Source organism: Bradyrhizobium viridifuturi (assembly GCF_001238275.1).
Taxonomy (GTDB): Bacteria; Pseudomonadota; Alphaproteobacteria; order Rhizobiales; family Xanthobacteraceae; genus Bradyrhizobium; species Bradyrhizobium viridifuturi.
Genome location: NZ_LGTB01000002.1, coordinates 119,437 through 134,442 on the forward strand (window position 1 = coordinate 119,437; position 15,006 = coordinate 134,442).

At 60.2% G+C, this 15,006-nt stretch carries 15 protein-coding genes and 2 pseudogenes; 5 read left to right on the forward strand and 12 right to left on the reverse strand.

Annotated elements, in window-relative coordinates:
* Nucleotides 1-152 precede the first annotated feature (152 nt).
* From ALC15_RS41400 to ALC15_RS02665, 6 genes and pseudogenes are all read right to left on the reverse strand, one after another.
* The gene (locus tag ALC15_RS41400; RefSeq protein WP_094193652.1) at nt 153-524 is read right to left on the reverse strand and encodes a hypothetical protein; all 372 of its coding nucleotides are present in this window, start codon (nt 522-524) and stop codon (nt 153-155) included.
* 152 nt (nt 525-676) lie between these two features.
* The gene (locus ALC15_RS47485) at nt 677-982 is read right to left on the reverse strand and encodes a hypothetical protein (protein ID WP_162240465.1); all 306 of its coding nucleotides are present in this window, start codon (nt 980-982) and stop codon (nt 677-679) included.
* A gap of 105 nt (nt 983-1,087) precedes the next feature.
* The gene (locus ALC15_RS47490; RefSeq protein WP_162240466.1) at nt 1,088-1,285 is read right to left on the reverse strand and encodes a hypothetical protein; all 198 of its coding nucleotides are present in this window, start codon (nt 1,283-1,285) and stop codon (nt 1,088-1,090) included.
* An 83-nt stretch (nt 1,286-1,368) separates the two neighbouring features.
* Nucleotides 1,369-2,005, reverse strand: a pseudogene (locus ALC15_RS44500) (ABC transporter substrate-binding protein); the annotation flags it as partial.
* A gap of 186 nt (nt 2,006-2,191) precedes the next feature.
* Nucleotides 2,192-2,608: a hypothetical protein gene (locus tag ALC15_RS02660; protein WP_063781773.1), complete on the reverse strand. Its 417-nt coding sequence runs from the start codon at nt 2,606-2,608 to the stop codon at nt 2,192-2,194.
* A 253-nt stretch (nt 2,609-2,861) separates the two neighbouring features.
* On the reverse strand, nt 2,862-3,089 hold the full coding sequence (locus ALC15_RS02665; RefSeq protein WP_050625943.1) for a hypothetical protein: 228 nt from the start codon (nt 3,087-3,089) through the stop codon (nt 2,862-2,864).
* A 218-nt stretch (nt 3,090-3,307) separates the two neighbouring features.
* Between ALC15_RS02665 and ALC15_RS02670 the strand changes: the two genes are divergently transcribed.
* Together ALC15_RS02670 and ALC15_RS02675 are read left to right on the forward strand one after the other, a co-directional pair.
* Entirely contained in the window at nt 3,308-4,435 is a 1,128-nt protein-coding gene (locus ALC15_RS02670) for a DUF1236 domain-containing protein (RefSeq protein ID WP_050626105.1), read from the forward strand.
* Nucleotides 4,436-4,798: 363 nt separating this feature from the next.
* A pseudogene (locus tag ALC15_RS02675) lies at nt 4,799-5,056 on the forward strand (cell envelope biogenesis protein TolA); the annotation flags it as partial.
* Between the two features lie 386 nt (nt 5,057-5,442).
* On the opposite strand, the gene ALC15_RS02680 reads toward ALC15_RS02675, so the two are convergent.
* The 5 genes from ALC15_RS02680 to ALC15_RS02700 are packed head-to-tail and all read right to left on the reverse strand — an operon-like array spanning nt 5,443 to nt 9,708.
* Nucleotides 5,443-5,877, reverse strand: a complete 435-nt coding sequence (locus tag ALC15_RS02680) for a GlcG/HbpS family heme-binding protein (RefSeq protein WP_050625945.1) — start codon at nt 5,875-5,877, stop codon at nt 5,443-5,445.
* A 56-nt stretch (nt 5,878-5,933) separates the two neighbouring features.
* Nucleotides 5,934-6,269 carry a NifU family protein gene (locus ALC15_RS47800; protein WP_050625946.1) on the reverse strand — a complete coding sequence of 112 codons (336 nt, stop codon included), beginning with the start codon at nt 6,267-6,269 and terminating at the stop codon, nt 5,934-5,936.
* A gap of 7 nt (nt 6,270-6,276) precedes the next feature.
* Nucleotides 6,277-7,335 (reverse strand): amidohydrolase family protein, encoded by a 1,059-nt coding sequence (locus ALC15_RS02690; protein WP_050625947.1) that lies wholly within the window; start codon nt 7,333-7,335, stop codon nt 6,277-6,279.
* 12 nt (nt 7,336-7,347) lie between these two features.
* The gene (locus ALC15_RS02695) at nt 7,348-8,244 is read right to left on the reverse strand and encodes an NAD(P)-dependent oxidoreductase (protein WP_050625948.1); all 897 of its coding nucleotides are present in this window, start codon (nt 8,242-8,244) and stop codon (nt 7,348-7,350) included.
* Between the two features lie 36 nt (nt 8,245-8,280).
* Complete coding sequence (locus ALC15_RS02700; RefSeq protein ID WP_094193626.1) at nt 8,281-9,708, reverse strand: MFS transporter; 1,428 nt, start codon at nt 9,706-9,708, stop codon at nt 8,281-8,283.
* A 313-nt stretch (nt 9,709-10,021) separates the two neighbouring features.
* On the opposite strand from ALC15_RS02700, the gene ALC15_RS02705 reads away from it, so the two are divergent.
* Nucleotides 10,022-10,924: a helix-turn-helix transcriptional regulator gene (locus ALC15_RS02705; RefSeq protein ID WP_128089419.1), complete on the forward strand. Its 903-nt coding sequence runs from the start codon at nt 10,022-10,024 to the stop codon at nt 10,922-10,924.
* A gap of 390 nt (nt 10,925-11,314) precedes the next feature.
* Here the strand turns inward: ALC15_RS02705 and ALC15_RS02710 are convergent, their stop codons facing one another.
* The gene (locus ALC15_RS02710) at nt 11,315-12,571 is read right to left on the reverse strand and encodes a LysR family transcriptional regulator (RefSeq protein WP_050625951.1); all 1,257 of its coding nucleotides are present in this window, start codon (nt 12,569-12,571) and stop codon (nt 11,315-11,317) included.
* A 262-nt stretch (nt 12,572-12,833) separates the two neighbouring features.
* Between ALC15_RS02710 and ALC15_RS02715 the strand changes: the two genes are divergently transcribed.
* Nucleotides 12,834-13,913 (forward strand): alkene reductase, encoded by a 1,080-nt coding sequence (locus ALC15_RS02715; protein ID WP_050625952.1) that lies wholly within the window; start codon nt 12,834-12,836, stop codon nt 13,911-13,913.
* 229 nt (nt 13,914-14,142) lie between these two features.
* Nucleotides 14,143-14,709 (forward strand): maleate cis-trans isomerase family protein, encoded by a 567-nt coding sequence (locus tag ALC15_RS02720; protein WP_210168576.1) that lies wholly within the window; start codon nt 14,143-14,145, stop codon nt 14,707-14,709.
* Nucleotides 14,710-15,006 lie beyond the last annotated feature (297 nt).

Below are 15,006 nucleotides of genomic sequence, written 5' to 3' on the forward strand. Positions count from 1 at the left end.
TAAAACGGGGAATCCGAACCCTCGGTTCCAGCCCTGGAAAAAGCAGCATGTGCGGACATCCAGCTCACCCATCATCGGCGTCCGCCGAGCTCAGGTGATCTAGGACTGGCGGAAGGGCCGGCTAAGCAAGCCCTTCCGCCACGCGTACGTAATCAATAGCGGAAGTATACGCCGCTGTGGTGATGGTGGTGATGATGATGGTGGTGATAGAAACGCCGGCGCGGAACCACGACCACACCGCCGCGGTAGTAGCCATGGTGATGATGGTGGTGCCAGTAGCCATGATGGTGATGGCGATGATGGTGGTGGTAGAACTGGGCCACCTGGACGTTCACATCAGCAGGCTGGGCAGCAGCATGCTGTTCTAGAGCTTGCAGCGTGCGCGCCGCGTTCGGGATCGGTTCCAGGAGGTCGGCGTACGAACCTGCCTTGAGCACGTCCGAGGGAACCGGAGCAGCCTGCGCTGTTGCCAGCGTACCTAGCGCGGCTACCGCTCCCAAAAGTCCGGCGATCTTCTTTTCCATGATGTATCCTCTACTGTGCCGCCGGACCATCCGGTACGACGAGGCTAACGGGAACAAGTGGCAATCCGTTCCTGGGCAAATGCCAAGTGCGCAGCAGAGGGACAATCGCGATTTGAACCGGTTTGCGCCACGGTGACCGCGCGCGGATCGCCTCAAACGCAGCTGGAGAATCGGGTGAAGGCGGTCAGTCTCTGCACGGCCGGCTCAACCTCGCGCGTGTAGATATCCGTCCGAAGAAACGCGATCTCGCCCTCTAGCGCGGTCTCGTCGACATCGATGAACCAGGACTTGGGTCTTCCGTCGCTGCCGTCATTCCAGCGGTACCCTCTGCTTTTCAGGGAATCCTTGAGCTGAAACGCGGCCTGCTCCGCCCAGACCCGCATGGTCGGTCTGCGTGCGGTCTCCGACAACAGCACAAGCGCCGGCGATCCGGTCGTCGGCTGTTCGAAGGCGAGCACCTCCAGCAGGGCGTGGCAATCGTCGACCGCCCGGTGCGCCTGATGGAAGTAGCCCGTGCCATTTAGCAGATATCCGAGCTGCGAGCCCGCGAAGCCGTGCTTTCGCTAGTCGATTTCGCTCATGCTGCAGCCCCAGGCCTTGTGCTCGAACAGGGCCAGTAGCGTTCGGCGAACTTTCGGTCGAAGCCACTGTTTGTGCGCGATTGAGATCACCACCGTCTCATCGACGAAGGCGGAGATCGCGGCGTTGTCGAACCTTTGACCTGCCACCATTTCGTCGGTGATGCCAGTGAGTGCCGTCACCTCTGCCCAAATGCGCCGCACGGCTCGCTAAAGGCGGAGAACGAGTCGCGGACGCCGACGATCCTACCGTCCGTCGTGTAGTCGATCCTGCTATCGAGCGGACCGACCGCGAGGTAGGCATCGAGAGTAATGTCCCGCGCAAGCTGTTCGATCTGGTCGGTCCCGAATTGGACCGTCGCAACCTTATCGGGCTCCGCGCCAGATCCGATCAGAACGGTGCGCAGAAGCGCCAGATTGGCGCCGGTCCTTCCGATGATGCCGACCTTGTGGCCTACCAGATCGGCGAGCTCCGCGATCTTCCCAGTTGCCTTCTTCCGGGAGTCCTTGCCCGGTCGTCCGGAGGGCGTCCAAAGGACGACGTAGTTATTCCGCAGCACGGCCAACATCTGCGCATCCGTCGGCATGCTCAGATCGCCGCGACCGACGGCCAGATCGGCTTTGCCGGCGCCAAGCAGAGCGAGGGACTCGGCCGCGCCTTCGGTCGTGATCGGAGATAACCTGACCGACCTGTTCTCCTCGCCGAAGGCATCGGCCATGGCCTCGACCACCCGATGGTCGTCGCTGCCCGCGGGGCCTACCGCGATACGGAGGATCTCGGGCTGCATGATAGTAGAGAGCGGCCGCGGCGGCGGCGAAGACGACGAACCCCAATGCCAGCACCACCAGCAGCCTTCGTTGGCGTCCGTCGTACGCGCTCCTGATCGGGTCGGATGATGACATTGGCAAAACCTGAGTGAACGATCAACCTGCCTTCGAGGCGCAACTATGCGCCGTGAGTTTGGGCGACCCGGTCTCCCGCGTGAATGTTCCGTCCTGCGCGAGGGCGAGCCGTCTCTCATGTAGGCTGGCGATAAAAGAAAGGCCGCGCCATCTGGCGCGGCCTCCTTTGCATGCGATCGGCCGGCCTCACCAGTGGTGGCGATGCCAGCGATGCCGAACGAACGGATAGGATCCCCCATAGTATGCGTAGGCGGGTCGCACGGCGCGACGATAGCGATAGCCGTAGGAAACGGGCGCGCTGTAGTAGGTGGTGGTGTAGCCTCCGCCCCAGCGATAGGGCTCGTCGTAGCCGTAGTCGTAAGCGTACGGGCCGCCGTAATAACCGGCGCCATAGTAGCCGGGCCCACCGTAGTATCCATAGCCGGGTCCCCAGCCGTACGCCGACGATGCAAGCCCGCCGATCACGGCTCCCGCGACCAGGCCGCCAGCGATACCCGGTCCCCAGCCACCACCCCGCCAACGAGCTTCGGCGGGAGACGTCGTGGCTACCGAAGCCAGACCGAGGGCGCAGACCATCAATGCCGACATTGCAATCTTCTTCATCGGAATTCCTTTCTCTGTGCGCACGCCCCTGCCGTTAACGGGAAAAACAGGCAATGGTTGCTGCCGCGTCGATAGAGCCAGCGCTGACACTTCTTACCGCGACGATGGACTCCTCAAGCCACGACTGCAGCGTCTCACGCGAAGCTAGAAGGGAGCGGTAATGAGCTTCCGCACCACGATCGGGATCAAAAGAAAAGGCCCGCCCGTTTTCCCGGACGGGCCGCTCTGGGAAGGACCTCGCGGCCCGATCCAATTACTGTTCGGTGCAGACCTTCGTGGTCTTCACGGCGGACTCCGCCTCGACCTTGGTCTTGTACACGCCGTCGCCTACGACCGTGGTGGTGGTCGTTGTCGGCTTGCTGTCGACGACGGTGCACTTCTTCGTGGTCGCGTCGCGCACGATGTAGAACTCGGCGGCGCTTGCGGCCTGGTTACCGAGAGCAAAAGCGGCGAGAGCGCCGCACACGATCAGTTTCTTCATGATGTCCTCTCCTCCAGTCGCGGTAAAGCAATCACGGAAACGAGAGCGGAGAGTGAAAGTTCCTCTTTTTCCCGAAATCAGATGCGATCTCGGGAGTGGCCCCGAACTGCAATTTTCGCGAACATAAAACCAAAAAGTGTAAGAGGTTGCCGCAATTCCCGATTGGAACCGCTAACACCATGGAATGTTGATGGGCACCCATGTTTGAGGAGGTTCAGATGAACAAACGCCTTTTGTTGGCGACCACCGCCTTCGTCGCTATCGCTACTTCGGCTTTCGCCCAGTCTTCGCCGGGCACATCGACAACCGCCCCGTCGGCGCAGCGTCAGCAGGAGTCTACGCCGACTTCGACGCCCTCGACTGCGAACTCGCCGTCCGCTTCGACCACCAGCCCGTCGACGAGCGCGACTCCGACTGGCTCCGCGCAGACTTCGAATCCTTCGTCGACTAATTCGGCACAGACGCAGGCCCCCTCGACATCGAACCAGAGCGCCGCTGGTCAGTCGACAGGTTCCGGCAGCAACACCAACACGTCGCAGGCGCCGACATCCTCGACTTCGCCGAGCCAGGCGCAGACCAACACCACCAATCCGCAATCGAACCAGGCCCAGACCAGCCAGCCCTCCAGCGGCCAGACCCAGTCGGCCAATCCGCCGGCATCGGGCAGCAATCAGGCGCAGCAGAACCAGACCGGGTCGAATTCCACCAATGCCGCGCAGCGGACCGACGACCGGCAGAACAACGCCGACCGTTCATCGACCAACGTGAACGCGTCGGTCAACATCAACGACCAGCAGCGCACCCGCGTCAGCCAGTCGATCGCGCGTCTCGACGTGAGGCCGCTCACCAGCGTGAACTTCTCGGTGTCCGTCGGCACTGTCGTTCCCCGCGACGTTCGCCTTCAGCAGCTGCCGGCCGACGTCGTCGAGATCGTCCCGCAATACCGCGGCTACGACTTCGTCGTCGTCAAGGACGAGATCGTCATCGTGGAGCCGTCCAGCTACAAGATCGTCGCCACGCTGCCGTATTCCGGCAGGTCCACTGCCTCCGCGCCCGTCCGCAGCGAGGAGCGCAAGACCACCTTCAGCGATCGCGACCGCGAGGTGATCCGGAAGCACGCGAAAGCACGGCCCGTCGAGCGCGAGAAGCACGTGACCACCGGCAGCACGGTCCGCACCGAAATCCGGACCGGCGAGCGGGTGCCCGAGGGCGTCGAGGTCGAGACTTTCCCCGAGGAAGTCTATCGCGACGCCCCGACGCTGCGGGAGTACCGGTACATCAACCGCGACAGCCACACCTACATCGTCGAGCCGCGCGAGCGCCGCGTCATCGAAGAGATCGACTAACTGCACCGAGAGAGCTTGTTTGAGAAGGAAGGGCCGCCCGCGCGGCCCTTCCGATTCAGGGAAACCATCTGTCCGCGATCGCGAAACTGACTGAACAGAAGCGACAACTTTTGGAGCGGCTCAAGGCAGAGCCCCGGCACCACGAAAGAACCGAGATCCAGCCGCTGCTCGCGAAGATCGAGACGGCCCTGCGGCTTCTTGGTCCGGAGGTCGCTTAAGCCGCTTCTCTGCCGCTGACGAGTAGCGCAAGAGGACGGAAACTTTCAACGAGCCGGCGGTCGAGCGAATTGGGAAGCGGTCGCCCCCGCCGCTACGTGTTATGCTAGGGCTTTACGGTCACGCAGGTGATCTGGTGCCCGCAAGCTGAAGACCTACCAGACCTCGCCTGGATTCTACGATCTGGCCATCGCGGCGCCATCGATGAAGGCCGCCCTGCAAGCGGGGGGTGCCGGCAGCAACCTCTTCCATCAGGAACACGCCACGGAGACCGAGGATCCGGATGTAGTCGCCACGACCATGGCGAAGCCGGGCGTGGTGTCGAAGCGGCCGGCGGGATCGGACGGACCGTTCATCGAGCACGCCGACCTGCCGGACCTGGACGACGAAGGGGCCAAGCCGAAGAAGAGCCGCCGACTGGAGCCGAAGCGGCGGGGCGCCTCCAAGATTACCATTGAGGAGTCGCGCAAGGCCGCCGCGGCCTACTGACGCGAGCAGAAGCGCCGGGACGCGGAGCGTCGAGAAAGGAAGAGGCGGCGGGCGAGAAGGAACGGGCCAGGCGAGCGGAGAGAGTGTCAGTCGGTCTCGGTGAAGAGTAAAGCGGTTTCGGCCTTCCTAGACCAAGACCTACCGTTTGATCTACGGCCGGAAAATGAGGTTTCGGCGGACTCACTAGTGTCAGATCGACAGCCGTAGCGGCGTCTCGGTAACTCTGCTCTCTCAAAAAGAGAATGTTTGAACTTTCTAGCCTCAGTTCTCGGCATCTCTAAGACGAATTCGTACGTCGCAGTTCACCCACTTGTCGCAAGAGCACGAAATCCAGCAGCTTCGATTCCAGCCACCGCGCAGATTTCATCAACATCGGCGGTATCGCCGGATATGCCGACAGAACCCACGATATCGCCTTGGGTATCGATACAGATCACGCCCCCTGCTGACAATGCCATTCGACCCCTGCTCACCGCCAGCAGGCTCGTGAAGAACATTGGCTGCTTCTCTGCTCTGCTGGCGAGTTGACGTGACGGCTGTCTCATGCCCAGAGCGCTCCATGCCTTTGCGAAAGCGATGTCGCCGCGCAAAAAGCCAATTCGATCCTCGCTTTGGAATGCTTTCAAGTGCCCCCCAGGATCTAGAACAACCACGGCAAGCGGAGCTGCCTTTTGCGATCGGGCGGTCTGTATCGCAATTTGAATAATCGTGTTAGCGTCGAGAAGTGAGATTGACATGAGCACCTTGGCTTATCGGCAGCGATCCGCTTTGAGTCAAACTATCGTGTCTGCAATTATGCGTTCATAGGCGGCGCAGGCCCGAGCGGATGCGGAGCGTACGCGAGGGCCACGCGATCGAGTGCGCGCGTCGATAGGCCCACTCCCGCGACTTTTACGTTATTCACGCCGGGCAAGTGCCTCAGCCGCTCTCGAACCCCTATCGCATATGTCACAACCTTAAGCGCGCAGGCTCGACAAGCGCCCTGGAATTCGAGCTCAACGTTGCCTTCGCGGATATCGACCAACATAATATCGCCTCCATGGACTCGGAGAAACGGGCGGATCTGAAATTCAATGACGCGCTCGACCGCAAGTCGGGTGTCCTCGTCTCTCTCAGCGAGATTCATCATTGCACCCTTACACTTGTGCGGCGATGGGCTTCATGGCCCTTTCTTTTAAGAATGACGCCACCTCGACCTCGAAGAGACGCGCCTGGTTGAGACCGAGGATCTGTCGTTTGTCCATTTCCGATATCTGAGGAAAGCCGTGGCGATCCTGCAACTCCTCATCGATTTGCATGTTCCAGAACCATTCTATGGCCGGCCGCGGGTTTCCCGTGAGGGGGGCTTCGGACCCCCACAGCAAGCGATCCGACCCCACGTCCCGCAGCAACCGGCCCATATACATTTTGAAGTCCCACGGCGCGACGAAAGGCAGATGCATGGTCCCGGACAGCGCGAGATAGACGTTGGGGTAGCGTGAAGCCAAATACACGCACTCCTCAAAATACGGCAGCGCAAGGTGGTGAACGACGAAGATCAACTCGGGAAAATCGTAAGCCGCGCGTTCAATGTCGAGCGGACTGAGTGAGTCGAGAGGAGCGCGCGAGATCGGAAAGCCTTTGTGGAATTGAACCACGCGGATGCCGAGTTCGAGCGCACTTTCGTACATCGGATAGGCGACCGTCCGGTCGTCGCATCGCCACGACATCTCGTCGATGTGCCCGTTGTAGAATTTGAAGGATTTGGCGTTCATCTCCTTGACTTGCCGTTTCATTTCGGCAAGCACGCCGATTTCGCTCGGATACTTCGGGTCCACACCGCCGCAGAAAAGGATTTTTCCGGGATGTGCCTCCGCCAGTTCATATTGGGCTTGAACAGGCGCAAAGCCGTCCCTGTAGATATCGTAAAGCACGACCGCTTGCGCCATCGCCATGTCGGTCACGGCGTCGTCGAACAGGAGCCGGCCCAAGTCCTCCACGGTCCAACGTCTGGCGAATCCGTCGTCAAGACCGCCGATGGCGGTCTCGGCTTGCAAGAACTTCGACGGCTGGCTGCGATCGCCGCGCCGGCAAGCCGCTCCGATCTTGAGATGGCGCAAACGGTCGATCTGGGACACCGGCCGCACGAGATTGTCGTCCGAGTTGTCGTACATGTGCACGACATTGTCGAAAATGAACACATCGTTGTTGAGCATTGTTCTCCTCCTTCAGGACTTGTCGCCCGCAAGCGTCGCCACCACAGAATGGACGCTGCTGAGATCGCTGTCTTCGCAGCCCATGGCCATTGCAGCCGCGAACAAGCCCGATGCCGTCGCGTGCATGAGAACGGGACAGCCGACCGAACGTGCCAGGTCGGAAATGAGCCCCATGTCCTTGATGAAAACCTTGGTGGTCGCCGCGGCCGGCTCGAAGACTTCCTTCACCATCATGCCGCCGCGCAGTTCCATCTGCCGCGACCCGCCCGCCGACCCGATCAGCACCCTAAGCGCCGTCGCAGGCTCGATTCCCGCTCGTTTAGCAAAGATCAGAGCTTCCGCCGCCGCGACGTTGTGGATACCCACGAGCATATTGGAGACGAGTTTTATTTTGGTACCGTTGCCGAACGCGCCCATGTCCTCGCGCCGCGCGGCAAAGGTCGAAAACACCGCATCGCATCGCTGAATAAAGTGTTGCGGACCGGAGCAGCACATCACCAACTCGCCGGCATAGGCTTGTGCGCTGGTGCCGAGTACCGGACAGTCGAGCATTGCGATCCCAACGTGGCCGAGCGCCGCGGCTACGGCCGACTTCACGTCCAGCGCCAGCGTGCTGACATCGACCAGGCAGCGGGCGCGCGCGCCGCTGCCTGGTACAGCGAGCTCGCTGCAGACGACTTGCAAGGCTTCGGCGCTCGGCAGCACGCTTAGAACAAGGTCACACGTCTCTCCGACCTCGCGCACACTCTCCGCAATCGGAACGCCGGCTTTTCGCGCCGCAACCCGGCGCAGTTCATCGATATCGTAGCCGAGCACTTGATACCCGCCGGTCAGGATGCGCTGGGCGATCGGCGCCCCCAGCAGCCCGATCCCGAGAACGCCGACCGCCTTTGGTTCATTAAATTCCATCCACAACTCCTCGATTGGCATCTTGTGGGCTCAACGTTACGGCTCGTTCGTTGACCGCGCCGTCACCGTGAGCAGGTTGACAGGACCCGCTGTCGCACCCGCGCTGAGTTCCTCTAGCGAACGGCCATGGGTCTCGGCGCGCACGCGCGCATAGGTCAGCGCGACCAAGAGCGAGAAGCCGGTCAGAACGACAAAAGCGGGCGTGATGGCCTCGATTGTCGCTTGCGGCGTGATGAGATTGCCGGCGCCCGCGATTAGGCCAAGGATCATCGGGCCGATGATCTTGCCGATGCCGTTCATGAACTGCGCGAATCCGCCGGCTTGCGAACGCAGCGCCGTTGGAAACAACTCGAAGGGCATGGGACCCGCGTTGGCCCATCCGCCATCCGTAAAGAAGTAAGCGACGGCCCACATCGGAAAGAAAGCGAAGGCTTCGATCGGTGCGTGACCATGCAGGAGCGAAATTAGCAATAGCATCGCCGCTGAGCCGACAGCGAAGATGACGCCGGTGGCTCGGCGGCCAAGCCAGCCGGCGACGAAGGATGCCGCGATCCGGCCGGCCAATCCTCCGAGGGCCACGAAGATGAACAGCGACGCCATCTGGGCGGGCGGGATGTTCAAGGTCAGCCGGACGAAACTCGGCCCCCATAGCACCATCGCATAAGTGACCGTGGAGATGCCGAGCCAGGTCATCGCCACGAGCCAGACATTGGCGCGGTTGCGGAACAAGTCGGCAAACGAGGTCTCGCAGTCCGCCGCGGGCGCCGCCGAGATTTCGGTTTCCAATCGAGTGCCCGTGAACCATTGAGCTACGGTCTGCGCGCGCTTGCCCTCGCCAATCGCCGACAACCAACGCGCAGATTCCGGGATCACCGCCCACAGAATTGGTAGGAGCAGCACCGCTGTCCACCCCAGCATCACCAAGCCGCGCCAGCCCAGAACGTCAGACCAGGACGCGGCAAGGGCTGCGAGCAGTCCCCCTATCGGCACGAATGCAACGGCCATCAAACTGCTCAAGGTGGTGCGCCAGCGCGTCGGGGTCCATTCGACAACTAAGGTGATGGCGGCCAGATGCATAGCCGGGACCGCGGCGCCCACGAGCAAGCGCAGCAGCGCCAGCACCGGCCAGGCGCCGTCGGGGACGATCGCCATGAAACCAGTGGCCGCGCCACACGACGCAAGGCTGATCAGCAACACCGTCTTGCGGCCAAACCTGTCGCTCGCCCAGCCGGCAATAAGTGCACCCACCATCGCGCCGACGCCAGAGGCGATAAGCACGATTGCGCTTTGACCGAAACTAAGCCCCCATCGGGGGCCGACAAACGCGACGACGTACCCGATGACGAACAGGTCGAAGTACTCGAAGATCGTCGCAACCGCCACGGCGACGGCAAAGCTCCAGTACCGCTTCGTCAAATGCCGACTGTCGTCAATGACTTCCGACACGGATTTTCGTGTCACCATCACGGCCCCCCAATACTGATTGACTTTGTCCGCTTAAGAGATTTGCGGCTCTGCCGGTCATCATCTTGATGAGTGGCGGGTGGCGCTATCGAGATATTGGAGGGACTTGCGGGATATTGCGCCGATCCGATACAGCCGCATGCAATGCAGGCACGATGGTCGCGAGATCCAAGCGCCCGCCATTATCGCAGCATCGATCGAGACGGCGAGGTTTACCCTTACTCGCACCTAAGCTATCGTCTATTCTAGAAGCACATCGAAACCTACGAGCAGCACGCGGACAGCCCAACTCCAGGTGACGCAGGACCCAAACATGATGCGGGAATATCTGCGACCCCAAGACGTCGCTTCGACTGCCCAAGCATTTGGTGCCAAGCTGGTCCACCAGCGGGGCTTCGAGGATATGTACCTGCAGCAATATGAGTATCAGCCCGGTTCGTGGTGGCACGACGGCCTCACTCATTGCCGTGTCGCAGTGGTGGAAGCGGGTTCTCCGCACGTCGAGCGAGTTATCGGAAACAATCGCGAACGTAGGATTCGTCCCGCCGGCTCGGTGTCCATAAGTCCGGCCCACGCATTCCAACGGTGGACCTGGAATTCTTATCAGCGGGTGACGATTCTTTTCATCAGCCACGCGCTGATCATTGGCGCCGCGCAAGAAGCCGGGGACGCCCAAGCCGCTGAGAAGTATTTAACCCCGCTTGTCACTAAAGATGATTTGATCAAGCAAATGGTCACTTCCTTACTCGACGAATGCCGGATCTCAAGCGCATCATCTCGACTTTTCTTTGGAGCAGCGGGCCGCTTCATCGCGAATTATATTCTCGCGCGCTATGCTCACGTCGATATCTCTGAAAAAACTTCGGCTCTAGCCGACTGGCAGATTAAACGCGTCGTTGAGTTTATGGAGAGTAACCTTGAAATGGACATAGGCTTGGACGATCTCTCCAATCTTCTTGGGATGACTCCCGACTATTTCTGCCGAACATTCAAAGCCTCGGTAGGGACGGCACCCTATCGATATTTTGTCGAGAGACGGATCGAGAAAAGCAAGGTCCTCCTGTATACAACCGATCAGGGGATCACTGAAATTGCGCTCGGAGTAGGATTCTCGTCTCACTCTCATTTCAGTAACACGTTTAAAAAGATCGTAGGCCGCACCCCTCACGAGTTCCGTGTGCAGGCACAAGAACTATTATGCACCGCGAAGGTTTGAGACAGATGGCGAGCGGCGTGACCGGGCAGGCTGGCCACGGGGCGAAGCGGCAGCAGTAAACCGATCATCTCGGCCGTCGGATTTGGTCGTCGTCACGGCCGCCGCCTGGCCAGGATCTTCGAAAGGCTTGTACCCTTCAAAGCATGCCCCCGCCGGTCAAACTCCCGACTTACACGGTTTCCCTCTTTTTGGCACGAACGGTTCGACCGTGATGCGGCCAACGTGTGGCTTCAACGATCGTATATCGATCTGTTCGGCGATTAGAAATGCTCGGATTGGGGAGGTATACGAAAACTCTCGCATGAAGTGCGTCTGCGAGACGCCGACCTAAGACCCGATTTCGGCAGAACAGTCCGGAGGAGGGAGGCGTATATTTGACACCATACGCTATCATTCAGGCGTCGGCTCGGCTTTTAGCTCCGACACAACAGTTCGCAACACTCCCCGTAGCCAACGATGTGCGGAATTGTCGTGCATGCGGTCGTGCCAAAACATCCCGATGCGCGCCTCGTCAAGCATCAACGGTGGATCGAAGGCTCTTACCCCGGCCTCATCGACCAGTCGATCTGCAATTGCCTCGGGCACGGTCGCGATGAATGGCCCTTCCGCAACGATGGAGATCAGAGAAACGGCAGATGGCAACCAGGCTCCCATTGATCGCGTAAGGCCAAGGCGATTCAAAGATTTATCAACCGCCTTCTCAATCGTGGATCCCTCGCGCGCATCGATACGATGCCCCGCGTGTGGCCAACTCACAAACTGCTCGATGCTCAACGAGTCCCGAATATCGGGATGGGTCTTTGAGACCACGACTTTCAGCGATTGGCGAAGAAGTGTCGACGATCGAAGTCCTGATGGCGCGCTCTTTGTAAAGCTAATCAAAATATCCGTCTGCGCCTCCTCCAAGGCCTGCTTCATCCTAGCCAGATCGGGAACGCGAACACAAAGCGTCACGCTGGGCGCGAGTTGATGTACGCGAGAAATAAGGCTGGGCATGATCGCCAGCGTCACGGACTCGCTCGCGGCGATCTTGAACTCGTGTACTGCCGTTGCAGGATTGAATATCTCGTTCGAGTGAAGCGTCCCGTCGATCAACGCCAGCGCGGCATCGACAGATCGGCCAATCTCGATTGCGCGATTAGTCAGAAACATCCCTTTTTCGGTGCGAACTAGGAGAGGATCGTCAAACAGCTTGCGCAGCCTGCCCAAAATTGCGCTCATCGCGGGTTGGGATGTATTCAGACGTTCCGCCGCACGCGTCACGTGCCTTTCCGTTATTAGGACCGAAAAGCATCTCAGCAAATGGAGATCTAGATGTCGATTCTTCATGAACTCTGAAACAGCGCTTGACGAAGTAACATTTTGACATACACGCGCGGCTGAAGCGAGCCCCATCCGCCCGCGGAGCGGAATGAGGTGGTTTGTGTGCCTCACTGGGCGGACGGCGATATGCTTGACTGCCACGTCGACGATTGCGGACCCGAGCGTCGCGTCGGCCACCACGGTAATCATGCTACCGCTCGAGACGAACAGAAAATAGCCAAGGTATGCGCCGGCGACCAAGACGACGCCATGCGCGAAATACACAACGTTCAGAACCTCCGAATACCAGGGTGAGTCGACATGACGCTGGGCGAATTCTGCCATGACCAGATGCGCATGGCGGTGGGGTGTAAGGGCGCCTTTCACCCCGCTCCGCCGCAAAAGGCCTTTCGCCCGTTACCGGTGCCGCGCATACGCCTCCCGTTATGGGAACATGCATTCGGCCGGATTTGGCAAAGCCGATACTTAGACACATGTGGAGACTCGATCCATACGGGTGAACAACCATGACCGAACTTAAGACTTGTTCAATCGGAACGGCTCCCGACGCATCTGGCCACACGTTAAGCCGAACAGTGAGTTTGTGATGTCAACTCTCTTTGAGCCGATAAAGCTGGGGGCGATCACGGCCCCGAACCGAATCATCATGGCGCCCTTGACGAGAGCGCGCGCTACGAGGGACCACGTTCCGACCGCTATTATGGTCGACTACTATCGTCAACGTGCGTCAGCCGGTCTGATCATCACAGAGGCAACGGGAATCAGCCAGCAAGGCCTCGGCTGGCCGTTCGCGCCTGGCATCTGGCGCGACGACCAAGTCGCGGCATGGAAGCCGATTACCGAAGCAGTCCACCAAGCCGGCGGCCGCATTTTCTGTCAGCTCTGGCACATGGGACGCCTGGTGCATCCAAGCTTCCTGGGAGAAAAGCCGCCCGTGGCTCCCTCTGCAACAACGGCACCGTCTCATGCCCACACCTACGAGGGCAACAAACCCTATGAGCTGGCCCGATCGTTAGAGGAAGTTGAGATTGCGGATATCATTCAGGACTATCGCCGCGCGGCCGCAAACGCGATGAAGGCAGGCTTCGACGGTGTACAGCTCCACGCCGCAAACGGCTATCTGGTCGACCAGTTCCTGCGAGATGGCACGAATTTCCGGACGGACTCATATGGCGGCCCGATCGAGAACCGCATCCGCCTCCTGGTGCAGGTGACCGAAGCCCTCGCGGAGGTCGTAGGGTCCGATCGAACAGCTGTCCGCCTCTCTCCAAACGATGAGCATCGCCAAGGCTGTGCCGACAGCAACAACGCGGCAATCTTCCCGGCAGCAGCCCTGGCACTCGACCGGATCGGCCTTGCGTTCCTCGAGATGAATGCGTCTCGGCCGGGCAGCACTTTCCGGCCCGGCGCCGGGAAGTACGATTTGGCACCGATCATTCGTAAGCTTTTTCGAGCGCCACTGATCCTGAATACGGACTACACGAAAGACGACGCCGTGGCCGCTATCAGAGCGGGCGAGGCCGACGCAATCTCGTTCGGCCGCCCATACATCGCCAACCCCAATCTACCGGAGCTGCTGAGGAACGGCGAAGAGCTTCGGGAACCAGACGCCACCTATTTCTACACGCAGGGCTCCCAAGGATATCTCGACTACCCAACGGCTTAAATATCGTATTTCGACGGCGTCACTATTCAAAGGAGGTAACCTCGTCATGACGGCTGGTGACAGACACAGGCATCCGAGCGGGAGCGCGACCGTTCGGCTGGGCGTTGTAGTTCCGAGCATCAACACCATTGTCGAACCGTGGTTTTCGACCGTCCTCCCGGCGAGGGCCAGTCTGCATGCCTCTCGGATGCTCATGCCGCCAGTCCTTACCCCTGATGGCATCATCGAAATGGATCGGTCCGACGGAATGTTAGCCGTCCGCCAGATCGCGACCTGTCGGCCCGCCGTTATCGCATATTGCTGCACGGCATCCAGCATCGTCCAGGGGCAGGCCTACGACGAGCACCTGCGCGAGGAGATTGAGCGGGAAAGCGGTGCCAAAGCAACGACGGCTACGCATAGCATCCTGACAGCGCTCGCTGCTCTGGACGTCCGTCGCGTCTCGATCGTATCGCCCTATACCGATGAGATCGACGCGATGGAACATCGCTTCTTCGAGAATTCCGGCCTCCAGATCGAAGGCTCAGCCAATCTCGGCATCTCGGATACGTTTGGCCTCGCTGCGCCCGACGAGGCGACCCTTCTCGACCTCGCCCGGAGAGGTTGGTCAGCGAAAGCAGATGCCCTCGTCATGACCTGCCTGAACACGCGCTCGCACTTGGTCGCAGAGGTACTCGAAGAGGAACTCGGCAGACCCGTTGTGACGTCGACGACGGCGACGTTATGGCATTCCCTGAGGCTTGCCGGGGTTGATGAGAGCATAGCCGGCGCCGGTCGCCTACTATCCGTTCACTGAGGCGCCGGAGACCCGGCCCCGGACCTGATCCTCCATTTTGGGGGCCGGGCAGTTGTGATGAAGGGTAGTGGTCAGCTTGGTTGACTGAACGACGCTCTGCAAAACTGCTCGCTGATCGCGGGAAGAGCTGAGGCGATAAAATTGACTTGAACTGTAGACGGTCGGACTCGTCACCTCTCCCATTGGGAGAGGTCAGATTGCATCGCCAGATGCAATCTGGGTGAGGGGGTTACGGTCTATCGCTGAGCTGCGGCCCCTCACCCGGCGCTTTGCACCGATTTCTCCCTAGCGGGGAGA